Source organism: Aquabacterium soli (assembly GCF_003933735.1).
In the GTDB taxonomy this organism is placed as follows: domain Bacteria; phylum Pseudomonadota; class Gammaproteobacteria; order Burkholderiales; family Burkholderiaceae_C; genus Aquabacterium; species Aquabacterium soli.
Genome location: NZ_RSED01000009.1, coordinates 158,400 through 176,883, shown reverse-complemented (window position 1 = coordinate 176,883; position 18,484 = coordinate 158,400). Strand labels below are relative to the sequence as shown.

Here is an 18,484-nt window from a genome sequence, read left to right as displayed (position 1 = left end):
GGAGTAACATCGCCGCATGAACTGTTCGAATGCACGCCAGGGACGCGCGACGGGCGCCGCCCGGTCTTTTTGGGCGACCAGGGCGGCGGGCCTGAGCCTGGCCCTGGCCTGCCTGGCATCGCCCGCCTGGGCGGTCAACACCGAGATCGCCGGCGTGCGCTACGAGCCCACCATCAAGGTGGAGGGCCAGACCCTGCAGCTCAACGGCTCGGGCCTGAGCTACAAGGCCTTGCAGAAGGTCTACACCGTGGGCCTGTACGTGCCCAAGAAGACCTCCAACGCCGACGAGGTGATCAAGTCCCCAGGCCCCAAACAGCTGCGCTTCGTGATGCTGGTGCCCATGCGCGTGGACGAGCTGGGCAAGCTGATCGCGCGCGGCCTGGAGGCCAACAGCACGCGTGAAGAGTTCCGCCAGCTGATCCCCGCCGCGGTGGAGATGGGCCGCATCTTCTCGCACATGAAACGCATGGTGCCGGGCGACACCATCGCCATCGAATACGTGCCGCAGCGCGGCACCGTGTTCTTCGTCAATGGCCAGCCCTCGGGGCTGCCCATCCAGATGTCGGAGTTTTTCAGCGCCGTGCTGCGCGTGTGGATCGGCAAGGCGCCAACCACCCAGGATCTGAAGGACGCGCTGCTGGATTACAAGGCACCGCCGCTGCTCGACGCCCTGGAGTGAGCGTCAAACAGCCGGGCCGCTCGCCTCGTTGAGCGTGGCCCAGTCCAGCGCATCGAGCCGGTCCAGGTAGGCCAGCGCCGGCACCTCTTCGATCGGCTCGCCATGGTTGTAGCCATAGCGCACCAGCACCACGGGGCAGCCGGCCGCGCGTGCCGCCCGGGCATCGTTGCTCGAATCGCCCACCATCAAGGTGCGGGCAGGATCGGTGCCCAGGGCCTCGCAGGTCTTGAGCAGGGGCAGCGGGTCGGGCTTCTTGCGCTCGAAGGCATCGCCGCCGAACACATGGCGGAAGTGCCCCCGCAGCCCCTTGAGGGTGAGCAGTTGCTCGGCAAAGGCCGTGGGCTTGTTGGTCAGGCAGGCCAGGGGCACACCCAGCTCGCCCAGGCGGGCCAGGCCGGTGGCCACACCGGCGTAGACCTCGGCGTGCTGGCCGTTGATGCGCCCATAGTGGTGCTTGTAGCGCGCCAGGGCTTGCGGCAGCTGGGCCAGCACTTCTGCATCGTCGTCGGGCAGGCCCCAGGCGTGGGCCAGGGATCTGCGCAGCAGATCCTCGGTGCCTTTGCCCACGGTGTGCTCGATGAAGTCGCGGCCCACGCGGGCGATCTCGACCTCGTGGCAGTTCAGGTCGGCCAGGGTGTGGTGCAGCACCACGACGAAATCACCGAGGGTGTCGACCATGGTGCCGTCGAGGTCGATGATGGCGGCTTGGAAAGGCATGTCGCGGTTCGTGGAGTTCGCCAAAAGCCGCATTTTGCCTGCGTCAATCCGGCACCCACCAACCTACTCACGCCTTTGGCTGAAAACGCGTATTTGGCCGCCACAGGGACCGATACTCGGGCATGCATCCTCATCCACCCACCGAGCACCGCGCCGATGCGCCGACCACGCCCCGCATCGTCGGTCTGGGTGCCTCCGCAGGCGGGTTGGATGCGCTGGAGCAGTTCCTTGCTCAAGTGCCGGCCAGCAGCGGCCTGGCCTATGTGGTGGTTCAGCACATGGACCCCACTCACAAAGCATTGCTGGCCGAGCTGCTCCAGCGGACAACCTCGATGCCGGTCGTCGAGGCGGCACAGTCCATGCCGATCGAGCCCGATGTCGTGTACGTGATCCCGCCGAACAATGAACTCACCGTGGCCAGGGGCGTTCTGCACCTGGCGCCGCCGGCACGCCCGCGAGGCATGCGCCTGCCGATCGACGTACTCCTGGGCTCGCTGGCCCGGGACCAGGGGGCACAGGCGATCGGCGTGGTGCTGTCGGGCATGGGCTCGGACGGCACCCTGGGCTTGCAGGCCATCAAGGCGCAGGGCGGCCTGACGCTGGCGCAGCAGCCCGAGTCGGCGCAGTTCGATGCGATGCCGCGCAGCGCCATCGGCGCACAGGCCGCCGACATCGTCGCGCGGCCCGCGGACATGCCTGGGCACATCCTGACAGCCACCCGCGCGCGCAACGCAGTCGGCCAGGCTTCGCCGGCTTCCGACGCGGAGCGTGCACAAGGCCTGACGGACATCCTCGACCTGCTGCGCGAGCGCAGCAAGCACGATCTGTCACCCTACAAGACCAGCACCGTGACCCGTCGGATCGAAAGGCGACTCACCGTGCATGGCCTGGCCTCGATGGGGCATTACGCGGACTTCCTGCGCCAGAACCCCCAGGAGCTGGACCTGCTGTTCAAGGAAATGCTGATCGGCGTGACGTCCTTCTTCCGGGACCCCCTGGTCTGGCAGGAGCTCAAGGACAAGGTGCTGCCCGCCTTGCTGGCCAGCACGGACGAAGGCACGCCGCTGCGTGCCTGGGTGGTGGGCTGCTCCACGGGCGAAGAGGCCTATTCATTGGCCATGCTGTTCAGGGAGGTGGCCCAGGAGCTGGGGGTGCAGGCCACCCGCACGTTGAACATCTTCGCCACCGACCTGAGTGCCGACGCCATCGCCGCGGCGCGCCGGGGGCAGTATTCCACCAAGGTGGCCGCCGACATGACGCCCGAGCGATTCGCGCACCATTTCAGCCCGCAGGGCGATGGGGTCGTGATCAGCAAGGAGATCCGCGAAATGGTGCTGTTCGCACAGCATGACGTGATCATCGATCCACCGTTCACGAAGATCCACCTGCTGTCCTGCCGCAACCTGCTCATCTACTTCAATGCCGCGCTCCAGCGTCGGCTGATTCCGCTGTTCCATTACAGCCTGTGCCCAGGCGGCACCTTGCTGCTGGGCGGCTCGGAGACCGTGGGGCGTGCGGCATCGCTGTTCGTGCCACTGGGGGCCAAGTCCAGGCTCTACAGACGCGGCAACCATGCCACTCACATCCGTTCGGTGGCCTTTCCCATCAACCGACGTTTGCCATCGCGTCCCATCGCACAGGAGTCGCTCGTGCACCCACAGACGCCCCCACCCGCCAACCTTCAAGTGCTCGCCGACCAGGTGCTGCTGCAGGAGTTCTCACCCCCTGCCGTGATGGTCAATGAACTGGGCGACATCGTCTACATCAGCGGGCGCACCGGCAAGTACCTGGAGCCCGCCGCCGGCAAGGCCAACTGGAACATCCATGTCATGGCACGCCCCGGCATCCGGACGCAGCTGGGCGCGGCGCTGCGGCAGGCCCTGCAGACCAGCGGCCCCATCGACGTGCGCGGGCTGGCGCTCGAAAGCGACACCCCCGCCACCCTGGACCTGACGGTCCGGCGCATCGAAGAGCCGCATGCGCTGGCAGGCATGGTGATGGTCATCTTCCGGGAGGTCGCCACAGCACCTGGTGGTCCGGCCAGGCGCCGCCGGGCCGCCGGCCCCGTCGATCCCCAAGTGATCGATGAGCTGGCCCGTGCGAACGAGGAGATCCGCGCGCTGCGCCAGGAGATGCGCGCTTCCGAAGAAGAACTGCAGGCCGCCAACGAAGAGCTCCAGTCCACCAACGAAGAACTGCAGTCAGCCAATGAAGAGCTGACGACCTCCAAGGAAGAGGGCCAGTCGATGAACGAAGAGCTGCAGACGATCAACGCCGAACTGAACTTGAAGCTAGAAGACCTCGCATTGGCCCACAGCGACATGCAGAACCTGCTCAACAGCACGGACATCGCCACGCTCTTCCTGGACAGCACGCTGAACGTGCGGCGCTTCACCGAGCAGATCACGCGCATCATCCACCTGCGTGACAGCGACACGGGGCGCCCGCTGAGCGAGCTGGCCAGCACCCTGATCTACCCGGATCTGCACGTCGATGCAAAAGAGACACTGCGCACGCTGGCCATCTCGGAGAAGCAGATCCCGACCACCGATGGCCATTGGTACTCCGTTCGGATCATGCCGTACCGCACCCTGGCCAATGTCATTCAGGGGGTGGTGATCACATTCGTCGACATCACCGCAGCGAAAGAACTGGAATCGCGCCTGCGCAAGGCTTAGAGTCGGAGGTGCGCAGCATCGCTGGGTAAAAGGACTTCCGTCTGCCAAGCCAGATCGGGTTGCCGGACAAACAGCTGGACCTGAGGCTGCGCGCCACCGCGCGCCTCAAGGGCCCGGACCTGGACATCACACGGGCCAGTGCCTCGGAAGCGCTGGGGGTGCTCTTCCAACTGGCATCCTCACCCTCCACGGCGCAGGATGCACTCGCCCTGCTGCACGAGCTTCAGGTACACCAGATCGAACTCGAACTCCAGGATGAGGAGCTGCGCGGCTCGCGTGCCGAACTGGAGCAGGCACTGAACCGCCAGACAGCGCTCTATGACTGCGCGCCGGTCGGCTACTTCACCATCGACGCCGAGACGGTGGTGCACGAGCTGAACCTGATGGGCGCCAAGCTGCTGGGCCTGGAACAGGCAGACTTGCTGGGCCGCCCGCTCGACAGCGTTCTCGATGAGCGCAGTGGCCAGGGGCTTCACACGCTGATCGCGCGGGTGGGCAAGGGCCAGCAGACCGCATCGTGCGCCTTGGCGTTCGCTGTTCGGGGTGGTCAGCCTCGCGCAATCCAGGCCTTGGCAAGCCGTGATCCGGCTGGCGAGCGCTTCCTGCTGGTGCTCACCGACCCCCCACAAGGCCTCGCCTGAGGGCGTGCCCAGATGGCCTCAAGGCCTGGGTGTCCAGGCGTGGAGGCCCGATGCAGCACCATCCAGGGCCGGCCAGGGATGAAGGTCTGGCTGGGCCAGGCCGGACACGCCGCCCAGCGGCCTGGGCTTGTCACCCGCAGGGACCTGCCGGTAGAAGGCATGGCGCAGGTGGTGCTTCTTGGCCCAGAACATCGCGCTGTCCGCGTGCTCGAGCAGTGTGTCGATGGTGGTGCCGTCCCTGGGGTACAGCGCAATGCCGATGCTGGGGGTGACGTTCAATGACAGTGATCGGAGCTGGCACGGTGCGGCCACCGTGTCGAACAGCTTGCCGGCGATGGCCGACATCTGGGCTTCGTCCTGCACGTCCACCAGCAGGCAGAGGAACTCATCGCCGCCGTGGCGGCTGACGGAATCGTCCGCCCGCACGGCATGGGCCAGGCGTGAACCGATGACCTTGAGCAGCTCGTCGCCAACACCATGCCCGTGCGTGTCGTTCACGGTCTTGAACCCATCCAGGTCGATGTACATCAGGCCGAAGGCGCGCGAATCAGGCGCGTGTTGAGACAGCGCACGCCGGGAGTGGATCTCGAACGAGGCCCGATTGGGCAGGCCGGTCAAGGCGTCCTGGTAGGCCAGCTGCTCGGTCCGCTCCGCATGGGTCTGGATGTGGACCAGCTCCGTGCGCATCCGCTGCAACAAGGCGCCAGCCTCGTGCAACTCTGCTTCGAGGCGGTGGCGCGCCGCCATCTCCTTGTCCAGCAGCGTGGCCATCTGCTGCAGATCCAGCAGGCGGGACGCCAGGCTCACGTCGGCGGTGCTGGCGCCGGCACGGGCCTTGGCCAGCTTGACAAGGACCGGCAGCTTAGAGGGGGTCAGGTCCGCCGCCAGGGCCATCAAGGCGCTGGAACACCTGTCGATGCTGCGCATGACCTGCCGCGCCATCACCACCGCCGCCGAGCGCTCCGCGCCCACCGCGCGCCCGCCCACCAGGTGGATGCCGGGATTGCGGCGGCGATCCTGCGCGCGGGGATACACGGAGGCGGGTGACGCCTCTTCTTCCCGGAACGATAGATGGGTGATGCCGAGGGGTGTCGGGGGATGGGGATTCATGGGCGCGTTCTCCGGTGGGGAAAGGACCATCGACCATGCGGGTCTACCCTTCCTGATGAACACGATGCGCATGACAGGCACAGACGTCTGTGCGCTGCCGCACATACTTCCCAGACGCTCAGCGTCCCTTCTTGCCCGGATTGGGAGGCTTGTTGGGCGCAGAAGGCGGCGTCTTGGGTGCCTCCGCGCCCGCACCGGACTCCACCGTGGCAGGTGTCGACAAGGCCACCCTGCAAGGAATGAGCGAGTCCTCAGACGTGAAGGCGACCTTCTGCTGGGTCAGCCGCTGGTTCTTGGAAGCCTGGGTCGGTGCGTACTTGATCATGTGGAACCTCTTGAAGGTGCATCAACAGGTGCAGGGCGCTGCATCAACGAGGCCCTCATGGCGTTGGGCCCAAGGCATCGGGCCACAGCGGTCTGCGCACGTCTGTGCGGCGGCGCACGCTGCCTACAGCACGTGGGCGTAGACATGCTCGCCCGCCGCATAGCACCCGCAGGAGGCGGCCTCCAGCCCCGCGCGATCGAGCACCGTGAGTTCACCACGGCGGTAATGGATCAGACCATGGCGCTGCAAGGTTGTTGCAGCGGCTGTGACGCCCACCCGCCGCACCCCCAGCATGCAGGCCAGGAACTCCTGTGTGACATGGAAGCGATCGGTGCCGGCGCGGTCCTGGCTCATCAGCAGCCACCGGGCCAGGCGCGGGCCGATGCGGTGAAAGCGCTGACAGGCACTCGACATCGCCAACTGCGCCATCAGCACGTACAGGTAGCGGTTCAAGATGCGCCGCAGCACCGCACTGCGACGCGCTTCGCGCACAAAGGCCGGCGCCTCGATGCGCCAGGCCGTGCCAGGGCCTTGCACCAGGGCGCTCAAGGGGGTGGTCTCGACGCCCAGGGCCAGCTGGATGCCCAGCATGCCCTCTCGCCCCACCATGCCCACCTCCAGGCCAGGATCGCCATCGATCCGGGTCACCAGGGAGATGAAGCCTTCTGTGGGAAAGTAGACATGGCGCGTGGGCACGCCTCGCTCACACAAGACTTGTGAAAGCGCTAGCGGCACCACGTCGCTACAGGCCAGAAGGCGGTCGCGGTCGGTGTCCGGCAATGCGGCGATCAGGTGGTTGTCAGGACGGCTCAACGGGTGCTCCAGGCAGAGAGCCCAGTCTGAACGAATGCCGCAGCACGGACCGTCTTCCAGCGCACAAAGGGCGCCGGCCCGTCACGCCCTAAGGCAGCAGCAGGCGGTCGTATTCCTTCTTGACCACGGCATAGCATTCGCAGGTCAGGCCCTCCAGCCCCTGGCGGTCCAGCACCGTGATGTGGCCGCGCGAGTAGCGGATCAAGCCCAGCTTCTGCAGTTTGATGGCCCCTTCGGTCACCCCTTCTCGGCGCACCCCGAGCATGTTGGCGATCAGCTCCTGTGTCATCACCAGGCTGTTGCCTTCCAGCCGGTCCAGGCTCAGCAGCAGCCATCGGCACAGTTGCTGGTCCAGCGAATGGTGGCGGTTGCAGGCGGCTGTCTGCGCCATCTGGGTGATCAGGGCCTGGGTGTAGCGCAGCAGCCGGTGCATCAAGGGCCCGGCCCGGTTGAACTCTTCCTGGATCAGGCTGGCCTTCAGGCGGAAACCATGGCCTGCGCTTTGCACGACCGCCCGGCTGGGTGTGGACTCTCCCCCCATGAACAGCGAGATGCCCACCACGCCCTCGTTCCCCACCACGGCGATCTCTGCAGAGGCCCCGTTTTCCATTACATACAGTAACGAAACAATGGCGTCGACTGGGAAATACACATGCTTGAGAAGCCCGCCTGGCTCATACAGCACCTTGCCCAAGGGCATGTCGACCCATTCCAGCTGCGGCACCAGCCGTTGCCACGGCTCTTGCGGCAAGGCGCCCAGCAGCAGGTTTCGTCTGGGATCAGGCACAGCGTTCATCGGCAGCTCCAGGTATGTCTGCTGGACAACCACAGAACCATAGCTCTTCAGCATAGTGCATGTGTTCGCTATCGGACACACCATGGTTGAGGGCGGCACTGAAGCGTCAGCGCGACAGCCTGCGTGCGACACCGCACAGACAGCGCTGCCCCCACGGTCAAGGCTGAGGCATGAGCAAGGTGCGCCGTCATGGCGCGGACGGAGGCCTCACCCATGAACCAGCAGAGCGCCAAGTCTCCCGAACACAGTCCCATGGAGAGCCCACTTCATGCTTGGGCCCAGGGGCTGGAATCGCAGCTCCAGGCGGCCTCGTCCAGCTTGGAGCACTGGCGCCGCATCGGCTGCACCGGCCGCGCTGGCGTGGTGAGCCAGGCCGCGCACCTGCTTCGCGGTCAGGCCGAGGGCTTCGCCCAGCTGATCGTCCTGGAACGAGAAACACTCATGGCGCAGGCCCATGAGGAGGTGATGCTCAGCGTGCACACGCTGGACGACCATGCCATGCACGCCGAGCGGATGCAGGCGCTCCAGAGCCTGCCCGGCGCTCTGGGCAAGGCCTGGGCCGAACAGGCTCCGATGGGCGTGCTGGTCGGCGTGGCCGCGCCATGCGCTGTGCTGCCGCTCTATCAACTGGCGCGCTTCTGTGGGCCCAGCCTGATGGCGGGTTGTGCCGTGATGGTGCTGCATGTGGGCAGCCCACCGCCAAGCGCCATCGCCTTCGAGTGGCTGTTGCGGCAAGCCGGCAGCAAGCCGGGGGTGTACACGAACCTCGAACTCTCGCGTGAGCAAGCAGGCCGTCTCACCCAGGATCCACGCGTGACACGGATCGTGCAGCTGCACGGCCTGGAGTCCGACCTCTTCTCCAGGGCATCGGCAGCCAGGCCCTGGTGAGCCCGGCCAGGTGACCAAGACGCTGGCCCGCAGGAATCACGAGTGCGTTCCCGCGTGGCCAGCAGCCCATCGCCATCATGCGCAACGGGTTTGTCCCCTCCGCCCCTTCAAGCCGGCTTGCGACGAGCGCTCAGCACCCGGATGACGCCCAGGGCGCCCAGGGCCAGCAGCACGGCGTTCGGCTCCGGCACGGGCTGGGCCACGACGGAGAAGTCATACGAGCCCTTCAGCCCAGGCTGGAACACGCTGGTGCCATCGCCGATGGCCTTGCCGCTGACCAGGATCGAAAACTGGTTGGGCACTGGCAGGTCGGCAAGTACGAAGGATCCCGTGGGTGTGCCCGGATCGCCGAAGGAAGCGAGGATGCCGCCCGAGCCATCCCACCCACCGTAGACGGTGAATGCCAGCGTGTCATCCCAGTCGATGTCGATGTAGTTCAGCAGCTTGTACTCGATGAGCGAAGAGGAGGCCACACCTGAGGGCCCAGTGAAGTTGAAGTTGTACACGTCCGTGAAGGGCGCGTTGCTGAACTTGTCAGACTGCGTCGAGTACGGCCCGAACGACAGGTCATATGACGCGGCATTCGCGGCCAGGCAAGCCACGGCCAGCACAATGCCTGCTCCGATTCGTTGTGTTTGCATGCAGAACTCCATCTAGGTTGGTTGGTTTGGAAGTCTTTGGAAGTCAGGGCGCACGCCCTGAAAGCGCTGCGTCCACCATGGATGATCTGGACGGTGCACCGCACGGTCTGTTCGATACCGCACCAAACGCTCTCGTGTTCGTGGGGGCGCTAAGTGGCCTACCGCACAGACAGGTTCACCAGAACGCTCCACACTCCACACTTCCAGCCGGATGTCGCGGCGCCCATTGACCAATCCGGCCGGCCTTCGGTTGCCCGGGCGGAGAGCACCATGAATCATCCGAGCACAGCCGGCCCTTGCTGGAGCACCGCCGCCCTGGGCGAGCCGCCGGGCACGTCGGCGATGGAGCTGTCGGGCCTGGGCGAGCACCTGGCCCTGTGCAAGGGCCTAGGCGGGCGCCTGCTCGCACTGCGGTGCGGGGCCCAGGCCATGCATGCCTTTTCCGCGTCACGCTTCATGACCACGATCGTGGTGATGTCGACTTTCGTCCTGGCCTGTTCACTGGCCACCACCTAAGGCAGCATGGACCGACCGGAACTGCTGAGACTGATCTCCGGTACATCGACAGCGCTGCACCACATCGTCAACCCGGACGGCAACCCGCTCCTGCCGCCGATACGCTCCGAGATCTTTGGCATGCAGCGCTTCGCGCAGCATGGACAAAGCCTGGGAGAGACGCACCGCGCCACCGTGGCCGGGCCACGCATCGGCTTCTTCTTTCCACGCCTGGAAAGCAACATCCGCGCGCTCAGGCAGGCCCACCGGTACATCGGCATCCAGGCCAGCACGGACGGCGACACCAGCCCGGCGGCCGAATGGCTGCTGGACAACTTCCACCTGATCGAGGCGCAGTTCAAGAAGATCCACGAAGGGCTGCCGCGGAGCTATTTCCGCGCCCTGCCCGCACTGGTGGACCCACCCCTGGCGGGCTTGCCTCGCATCTATGGTGTGGCCTGGGCGTTCACAGCCCACACCGATGGCGGTTTCGATGAAGACCTCCTGGTCGGCTTCCTGTCCGCCTACCAGGACAGCTGCGAGCTGAACCTGGGTGAGATATGGGCCCTGCCCACCACATTGCGCGTGGTGCTGATCGAGAACCTGCGCCGCCTGGCCGAACGCCTGGCCACCCACCGGGCCGTGCAGGCGCTGGCCGACCTGTGCTGCGACGAGCTGGAATCCTGCACCCTGCATGCGCTGGACGAGTTGCTCGGCTTCCTGCGGCAAAGGGGCGTCGAGCAGGTGTTCCTGGCCCAGATGGCGCATCGGCTCAAGGACTGCGGGCCGCATGCGCTGCGCGTGGCCAACTGGCTGCGGGCTGCCTTGCCCGACCCGGCCGCGGCATGGGCTCAGCGCAGCGCGGACGAAGCCGCCGACAACCTGAGCATCGGCAATGCGGTCTCGTCGCTGCGGTCCATCGACGACGCCGACTGGCCCGACATCGTGGCCCGCGCCAGCACGCTGATACGCCAGATGCTGGCCTCGCCACTGTTCGAAGCCGAACACCCCACCACGCGGGACCAGACCCTGCACGGCATCGAACGGATGGCCCGCCGGCTGGGCTTGAGCGAACGGTCGGTGGCCACGGCGCTGCTGCAGCTGATGCAGTCCGCCCATGACGCCGGCGATCCCTCGGCCCGTGGCGCACGGGGAGTGGCCAGCCACTGGCTGACCGGCGCAGGCCAGCCCGCGCTGAAACGCGCACTGGGCCGGCCCACCGGCCGCGTCCCGGCCTGGCGAACCCTGCGATCCCACGTGGCACTGCCCGCCTACCTGGCCTCGCTGCTGGCCGGCACACTGGGGCTGCTGGCCTGGCTGCTGATGCAGCATGGCAGCCCCTTCGGTGCGCCGACCTGGGTGGTCCTGCTGGGCCTGGCGGCCATGGCCCTGCCGGCCTCGGAGGCCGTTATCGCGGTGATCAACCGGCTGGTGTGCGAATCGGTGCGGCCCTCGCCCCTGCCTCGCCTGGCGCTGGCACAGGGCATCCCGCCAGAGCACCAGGTGATGGTCGTGATCCCGGGGATGCTGACAGACACCGCGTCCATCGACGCACTGGCGCATCGCCTGCACCTGCACCACCTGGCCAATCCCGAGAAGCACGCCCAGTTTGCCCTCCTGACCGACTGGGCCGATGCCGACACGGCGCAAGCCATCGGCGATGAGGCCCTCCTCGCGCGCGCCACCGAGCAGATCGCCGCACTGAACACGCGCCATGCCGACACGCCCGGGTCGGCCGACACCGGCATCCCCCGTTTCATCCTGCTGCACCGGCCCCGCAGCTTCAGCACCTCCGAAGGGCGCTGGATCGGCTGGGAGCGCAAGCGCGGCAAGCTCGAGCAACTCATCGCGCTGCTCGCAGGACCTGAAACGTCGGCGTCCAGCGGGTTCATGGACCTGGGTGTACTGTCGCGTGCCGCACCCGGCACACGCCATGTGCTCACGCTGGACAGCGACACACAGCTGCCACCGGGCCGCCTGCGCGACCTCGTCGGCATCGCGGCCCATCCGGACAACCGGCCACGGCTCGACGTGGCAGCCCGCACCGTGGTGTCGGGCTACGGCATCCTGCAGCCCCGCATCCTCACCCCCCTGCCTGCGCCACAGGACGCGACCCTGTACCACTGGCTGTTCGCCGGTCAGTGCGGCATCGACCCCTACAGCGCGGCCAGTTCCGACCTCTACCAGGACCTGTTCGCAGAAGGCACCTTCACCGGCAAGGGCCTGCTCGATGTGCAGGCCCTGCACGCGGTCCTGTCCGGCCGCCTGCCTTGCGAGACCGTTCTCAGCCACGACCTTCTCGAAGGCTCGCTGGTGCGCTGCGCCGCCGTGTCCGAGATCACCCTGATCGAGGATGCGCCCTTCCATGCCGATGTGGCCGCATCGCGTGTGCACCGCTGGACCCGGGGCGACTGGCAACTGCTGCCATTCCTGTGCTCGCGGCCTGGCGGACCAGGGCACTACCAGCTGCGCGCCATCAACCGCTGGAAGATGGTCGACAACCTGCGCCGATCGCTCGTGGCGCCGCTGTCGCTGACCATGCTGGTCATGTCCCTGGCCGGCCTGCTCATCACGCCCTGGGCTGCCCTGGCCGTGGTGATGGCGGCGTTCTCGGCCGGGCCGCTGATCGGCGCACTGGCCGGCTTCTCGTCCAGCCGCGACGACTTGGCCAAACGACATTTCTACCGCCTGGCACTGATCGATCTGGTACGCGCATTGGCCGCAGGGTTCTGGCTGCAATCGCAGTTGCTGCAGCAGGCCCTGATGGCCAGCGACGCCGTCATCCGCACCGCCTTCCGGATGGCAATCAGCCGTCGCCACCTGCTGCAGTGGACCACCTCGGCCGCGGCCCATGCCGCCGCGGCCACCTCGCTGTCTGCCATCGCTCGACAGCATTGGAAGACAGCTGCCACGGCGCTGCTGGTGCTGGGCGCCCTCATGGCGTGCGACACCCCATACCCCGCCATGGCGCTGGCCCTGTGCCTGCTGTGGGCCAGCGCCCCGCTGTGGATCTGGGCTGTCAGCCGTCCGCGCGCCGACGGCGGGACCCATCGCGTCTCCGTGCAGGACCACGACTACCTGCACAGCGTGGCGCGCGACACCTGGCGCTTGTTCGAGCGCTGTGTCGGCCCGCAGGACAACCACCTGCCACCGGACAACCTGCAGGTCGTGCCCCGGTCCATGGTGGCGCACCGCACATCGCCCACCAACATCGGCATGTACCTGCTGAGCACCGCCTGCGCACGCCAGTTCGGCTGGATCGGCACGCAGGATCTGATCGAACGCCTGGCGGCGACACTGGACACGCTGGCCACATTGCCCCGCCACCAGGGCCACTTCTTCAACTGGTACGACACCTGCACCAAGGATGTCCTGCTGCCGGCCTATGTGTCGACGGTGGACAGCGGCAACCTCTGCGGCCACCTGCTGGCGGTGTCGCAGGCTTGCCGCGCGCTGGCGATGGCGCCGAACAGCCAGGCCTCGTCGCAACGCGCCATCGATGCGTCCATGCGGCGGATGGCCCCTTTGCTGGCGCAACTGCCCGCCCTGCTGCCGGCCTGGGGGGCGGACACCGCCCTGGCGCGCCTGCTGTCCATGCAGGACCCGCTGGCCCATTGCCAGCGGCACGCCATCCACTTCAAGGACCTGTTGCGCAAGGCCGCAGGCAACATGGCGTCGCTCTTCCCTGCACTGGCAGAGGATGCCACCCCGGGCCATCCCACGGCCATCGACGAACTGTGCTGGTGCCTGTCCGACCACCTGGCCATGCTGGAATCGGCCTGGCTGGACGCCCAGGCGCTGTCGCCCGCGCGCGCCGCGCTGAGCAGCGAGCGCCTGAGGTCCCTGGCGGACACCTGCGAGCAACTGGCGTGGCAAGCCGATTTCCGCTTTCTCTACCACCCCAGGCGACACCTGTTCCACCTGGGCTTTCGGGTGGCCGAGCAACAGCTCGACAGCGGCTTTTACGACCTGCTGGCATCGGAAGCACGCCTGACCAGTGTGCTGGCCATCGCCAAGGGCGATGTCCCGGCGAGCCACTGGTCCAGCCTGGGGCGGCCTTTCCATGCTTCGGGCATCCATGTCGGGCTGCAATCGTGGTCCGGGTCGATGTTCGAGTACCTCATGCCCGGCCTGGTCCTGGACGAGCCGCCGGGCAGCCTGCTTGCGCAGGCCTGCCAGGCGGCCCTGCGCGAGCAGATCGCGTTCGGGCGCGCCCACGGCATTCCCTGGGGCATTTCGGAATCGGCCTATGCCGACCACGACGACACACTGGCCTACCAGTACGCGCCCCGTGGCGTGCCTCAGCTGGCCTTGCGCCGAACGCCCACGGACGACCTGGTCATCGCGCCCTATGCCACGGCGCTGGCAGCCCAGATCTCACCGCACCGGGCCCGGCTCAATTTCGAGGCGCTCGAGGCGCTGTCGGCCCGTGGCCGGTACGGCTTCATCGAAGCCCTGGATTTTTCACCGCTGCGACAGACGGGCAGCGCCGGCTTCACGCCCGTGGCCACCTTCATGGCCCACCATCAGGCCATGAGCATCGTGGCGCTGGCCAACGTGCTCCTGCAAGGCATCGCGCAGCGCTGGTGCATGGGCAATGCCGCCATCGAAGCGGTGGGCTCGCTTCTGCACGCACCGGCACCACGCGAAGTGGCCCCGGCCAGCACGCGGCCCGAGCTGCCCGCCCCTTCCGCACAGCCCCGCACCGTGGGCTTGCTGCGCGAGGTGCTGCCTGGCTCGTCGGCCATCGAGCCCACCCACCTGCTGTCCAACGGACGGTACAGCGTGCGGCTGCGGGCCAACGGGGCGGGCGAGAGCCGCTGGCGGCAGATCAACCTCACCCGCAGCCGCGACGACGCCCTGCGCGACCTGCATGGCAGCTTCTTCTACGTCCGCTGGGACCGCAGCCCGGCACTGGCCTCGCTCACGCAGCACCCCGCGCCCGATCCTTCGGCCCACTATCAAAGCACCTACCACGCCGACCGGGTCTGCTTCGACACGACCTGGGCGGAACTGCATGCCAGCACCACGGTCTGGGTCAGTCCGGAGGACGATGTGGAACTGCGCCAGGTCGAGCTGCGCAACCTGGGTGATCGCCCCCTCGAGCTCGAACTGATCTCGGCGTTCGACATCACTCTCACTGAACAGCGCGCGGACGAGGCGCACCCTGTCTTCACCAGCATGTTCGTGCAGGCGCAATGGCTGGCGCACCAGCAGGCCCTGGTGTTCGAGCGCCGCCCCCGGCGCGCCGAGGAGGCCGGGCTGCAGGCCGCGCACTTCCTCACAGAGCTGCCTTCCGAGGTGCTGGGCCTTCGCTGCCAGACCGACCGCCAGCACTGGCTCGGGCGCAACGGCGATGCCAGCCGCCCCCTGGCGACCCTGGCCGACGTGCCCACGGCCGATGCCGCCTCCTTCAGCGGCGAATCACCCCTGGACACGGGGCTGGACCCGGTGTGCGCCCTGGCGGTGCGGCTGCGCATCGCGCCGCGGGCCACCGTGCGGCTGACCTTCGCCACGGCCGCCTCGGACAGCGCGGCCACCCTGCGCGCCGTGATCGACAAGTACCGCCAGCACAGCCATGTGCAGCGTGCATCCTTGATGTCGGCCACGCTGTCGGGCATCCGCCTGAGGGCCTTGCGCATCAGCCCCGAGAACTTCGTGGCAGTGCAGACGCTGACCACGGCCATCGCCATGAGCCTCACCCGCGCGCAGGCCCCCCTCCCAGGCCAGGACGACGCACCGGCGGGCGTGTGCGATCGGCGGCTGCTGTGGCGCTTCGGCATCTCCGGCGACCGACCCATCATCACCGTCACCGCTGGCAGCATGGTGGCCTTGGGGCTGCTGCGATCGCTGGCCCAGGCCCTGCGCCTGTGGTCCTGGGGCGGGCTCGGCTGCGATCTGGTGATCATCGACGAGGAGCCCGTCTCGTACCTGAGGACCCTGCATCAGGAGATGGGCGCCTTGCGCGAGCACCACGCCACCGACCTGGGAACAGGCGAGGCTGGGCATGCCAGCCTCCACATCCTGGGCATCAGCGATCTGTCGGCCGACGAGCGCTCGACCCTGCGGGAGCTCTCCCGCCTGTGGCTCCAGGCCGATGGCCGTCCGCTGGCTCAGCACGTGCAGGATTGGGCGGCCCTGCACGAGCAGGCGCTGCAAGAGCGGCTAGACACCTCCACCTCCGCGGTCGGCCGCCTTCCGGCATCGCCGGCAGCGGCCTCCGCGCCCAAGGGGGCCTTCGATGAATCCTCCGGCGAGTTCCACTTTGGCGTGAGCGCCCGTCTGCGGCCGGTGCGCCCCTGGATCAACGTGCTCGCCAATCCAGGGTTCGGCGCCCAGATCACGGAAGCCGGTGGCGGCCACACCTGGGCCACGAACAGCCGCCTCAACCAGCTCACGGCCTGGTCGAACGACCCCGTGGCCGACCCGCCCGCCGAGTGGTTCCTGCTGCAGGACACCCGGACCATGAAAGCCTGGAGCGTGGCGCCCAGCGCCTGGGGCGACGGAGACACCACCTACCGGGTCTCGCACGGGCAGGGCCACACCACCATCGGCCACCGGCGGGGCGAACTGGAAGTGACGGCATCCTGGTGCGTGGACGCCCACAGCGCCGTCAAGCAGGTCCGGCTGCAGTTGCGCAACCATGGTCCACGGCCCCAGCAGCTGCGCGTCATCGGCCTGCTCGAATGGATGATGGGGGCCCAGCGTGCCGACCGCAACACCACCCGGACCGCACTGCACCGCCAGCGCCTGCCGGCGCTCAGGGCCTCGGACGGGCAGCTCGATGGCCTGCGCCAGCAAAAGCTCACGGCACTGATGTGCACCCAGCGCGACCACTCGGCGGGCTTTGGCGGCGGGACCGCCTTCCTCGGGCTGGCGGCCTCGCCGGAAGCCGACGACGACTGGACCTGCGACCGGCGCGAGTTCTTCGACGCGCGGGGCCAGCTGGTGCTGCCCGACCACCTCGGCAAAAAGCAGGGCCAGGGGCTCGACCCCTGCGCAGCGCTGTCCACGCGCCTCAGCCTGGCGCCCGGCACCTCGGCCGAGGTGGTCTTCCTGATCGGCCATGCGCCGCAGGAGGACGCCGCCAAGCACCTGGCCGCCACGGCGGCGGCCACCGATGCCGCGCAGCGCCTGGCCCAGGTCGGCCAGACCTGGGACCAGTGGCTGAACGCCACCACGGTCAGGACACCCGATCCGCAGTTCGACGTCATGGTGAACCGCTGGCTGCTCTACCAGACCATCTCGTGCCGCCTGTGGTCCAAGGCAGGCTTCTACCAAGCTGGTGGCGCCACCGGCTTTCGCGACCAGCTGCAGGACGCCATGGCCTTGGGATGGGCCGCGCCGCAGATGCTGCGCCAGCAGATCATCGACTGCGCCTCCAGGCAGTTCGAGGAAGGCGATGTGCAGCACTGGTGGCACGCGCCGCAAGGCGCCGGCGTGCGCACGCACTTCTCCGACGACCTGCTGTGGTTGCCGCATGCCTGCGTGCACTACCTGCGCGCCACGGCGGACCACGCCCTGCTCGACGAGCACACGCCCTTCCTCGAAGGCGGCACGGTGCCGCCCGGTGCCGAGGACCTCTATGAGACCCCCCGCATCAGCGCGCACACGGCGTCGATCTACGAGCACGCGGCGCGCACCCTGGACCGCAGCCTGGCCGTGGGCGTTCACGGACTGCCCTTGATGGGCAGTGGCGACTGGAACGACGGCATGAACTGCGTCGGCATCGAAGGCCGGGGAGAGTCCGTCTGGCTGGGCTGGTTCCTGTGCCGACTGGTGGCCGATTTCGCGCCGGTGGCCAGTGCACGCGGCGACACGGTGCGCGCACAACGATGGGAGCAGGCCGCCAGGGGCTGGCAAGCCGCCCTCCACGGGCCGGCGTGGGATGGCCAATGGTTCAGGCGGGCCTTCTTCGACGATGGACAAGCCCTGGGCAGCGGCGCCAACCCCGAGGCCCGCATCGACCTGATCGCCCAGGCCTGGTCGGTGCTGTCCGGCGTGGCGCCACCGGCCATGCAGCACCAGGCCATGGCCGCCGTGCACCACCACCTGGCAGACCAGGAGGCGGGCCTCCTCAAGCTGCTGGACCCGCCCCTGGTGAATGCCCGGCCCAGCGCAGGCTACATCCAGGCCTACCCGCCTGGCGTGCGGGAGAACGGTGGGCAGTACGCCCATGCGGGCGTGTGGGCTCTGATGGCCCAGGCCGAGCTGTCCCGTCAGGCCCGCGGTACCCGGGCTGGCGACTTGGCCTGGCGCTACTTCACGTGGCTGAGTCCGGCCCACCGGGCACGCCACCCCGCCCAGGGGGCGGTCTATGGCATCGAGCCCTATGTCATGGCGGGCGATGTGTACACGCAGCCACCTTATGTCGGGCGCGGTGGCTGGAGCTGGTACACGGGCTCGGCCGCATGGATGCACCGCGCCGCCATCGAATCGATCTTCGGCCTGCAACTGCAGGCCCACACGCTGAGGCTGCTACCCTGCCTGCCATCGCACTGGACTCAAGCCGAACTCACACTGCGCCGCGACGGGCGGTCCATGCGCTTCATCATCATCCGGGCCAGCCACGAACAGGCCTTGCGCGAAACCGCAGAGTGGCAGGCCCGTCCCTTGCTCTGTGGACAGACACTGGACTGGTCCACCCTGACACACGACACCTGTTTCGTGGTGCCGCTGATGGACGGCGCCGCACCATGAA

At 67.8% G+C, this 18,484-nt stretch carries 12 protein-coding genes; 6 read left to right on the top strand and 6 right to left on the bottom strand.

Translation table 11 applies throughout. The features are described from left to right. Positions 1-16 precede the first annotated feature (16 nt). Complete coding sequence (locus EIP75_RS13395) at positions 17-679, top strand: chalcone isomerase family protein (protein ID WP_125243778.1); 663 nt, start codon at positions 17-19, stop codon at positions 677-679. Between the two features lie 3 nt (positions 680-682). On the opposite strand, the gene EIP75_RS13390 is transcribed toward EIP75_RS13395, so the two are convergent. After that, entirely contained in the window at positions 683-1,396 is a 714-nt protein-coding gene (locus tag EIP75_RS13390) for an HAD-IA family hydrolase (protein ID WP_233584852.1), read from the bottom strand. Between the two features lie 122 nt (positions 1,397-1,518). On the opposite strand from EIP75_RS13390, the gene EIP75_RS13385 reads away from it, so the two are divergent. After that, the gene (locus tag EIP75_RS13385; protein ID WP_125243776.1) at positions 1,519-4,074 is read left to right on the top strand and encodes a chemotaxis protein CheB; all 2,556 of its coding nucleotides are present in this window, start codon (positions 1,519-1,521) and stop codon (positions 4,072-4,074) included. Between the two features lie 59 nt (positions 4,075-4,133). Continuing rightward, a complete protein-coding gene (locus EIP75_RS13380) occupies positions 4,134-4,715 on the top strand; it encodes a PAS domain-containing protein (protein ID WP_158622842.1) in 582 nt (193 codons plus the stop codon). An 18-nt stretch (positions 4,716-4,733) separates the two neighbouring features. Here the strand turns inward: EIP75_RS13380 and EIP75_RS13375 are convergent, their stop codons facing one another. The 4 genes from EIP75_RS13375 to EIP75_RS13360 all read right to left on the bottom strand — a co-directional run bounded on the left by EIP75_RS13375 (position 4,734) and on the right by EIP75_RS13360 (position 7,759). Next, positions 4,734-5,825, bottom strand: a complete 1,092-nt coding sequence (locus EIP75_RS13375) for a GGDEF domain-containing protein (protein ID WP_158622841.1) — start codon at positions 5,823-5,825, stop codon at positions 4,734-4,736. 118 nt (positions 5,826-5,943) lie between these two features. After that, the gene (locus EIP75_RS13370) at positions 5,944-6,150 is read right to left on the bottom strand and encodes a hypothetical protein (protein WP_125243773.1); all 207 of its coding nucleotides are present in this window, start codon (positions 6,148-6,150) and stop codon (positions 5,944-5,946) included. A 123-nt stretch (positions 6,151-6,273) separates the two neighbouring features. Then, positions 6,274-6,963: a Crp/Fnr family transcriptional regulator gene (locus tag EIP75_RS13365; protein WP_125243772.1), complete on the bottom strand. Its 690-nt coding sequence runs from the start codon at positions 6,961-6,963 to the stop codon at positions 6,274-6,276. An 88-nt stretch (positions 6,964-7,051) separates the two neighbouring features. Then, complete coding sequence (locus EIP75_RS13360; protein ID WP_125243771.1) at positions 7,052-7,759, bottom strand: Crp/Fnr family transcriptional regulator; 708 nt, start codon at positions 7,757-7,759, stop codon at positions 7,052-7,054. A 213-nt stretch (positions 7,760-7,972) separates the two neighbouring features. On the opposite strand from EIP75_RS13360, the gene EIP75_RS13355 reads away from it, so the two are divergent. Then, on the top strand, positions 7,973-8,647 hold the full coding sequence (locus EIP75_RS13355; protein WP_158622840.1) for an aldehyde dehydrogenase family protein: 675 nt from the start codon (positions 7,973-7,975) through the stop codon (positions 8,645-8,647). Positions 8,648-8,754: 107 nt separating this feature from the next. On the opposite strand, the gene EIP75_RS13350 is transcribed toward EIP75_RS13355, so the two are convergent. Beyond that, positions 8,755-9,288, bottom strand: a complete 534-nt coding sequence (locus EIP75_RS13350) for a hypothetical protein (protein ID WP_125243769.1) — start codon at positions 9,286-9,288, stop codon at positions 8,755-8,757. Positions 9,289-9,558: 270 nt separating this feature from the next. Here EIP75_RS13350 and EIP75_RS13345 point away from each other — a divergent pair, with 270 nt between their 5' ends. Together EIP75_RS13345 and EIP75_RS13340 are read left to right on the top strand one after the other, a co-directional pair. Then, positions 9,559-9,804 (top strand): hypothetical protein, encoded by a 246-nt coding sequence (locus EIP75_RS13345; protein WP_125243768.1) that lies wholly within the window; start codon positions 9,559-9,561, stop codon positions 9,802-9,804. A gap of 6 nt (positions 9,805-9,810) precedes the next feature. Continuing rightward, positions 9,811-18,483 (top strand): glycoside hydrolase family 94 protein, encoded by an 8,673-nt coding sequence (locus tag EIP75_RS13340; RefSeq protein WP_233584851.1) that lies wholly within the window; start codon positions 9,811-9,813, stop codon positions 18,481-18,483. The last annotated feature ends 1 nt before the right edge of the window (position 18,484 follow it).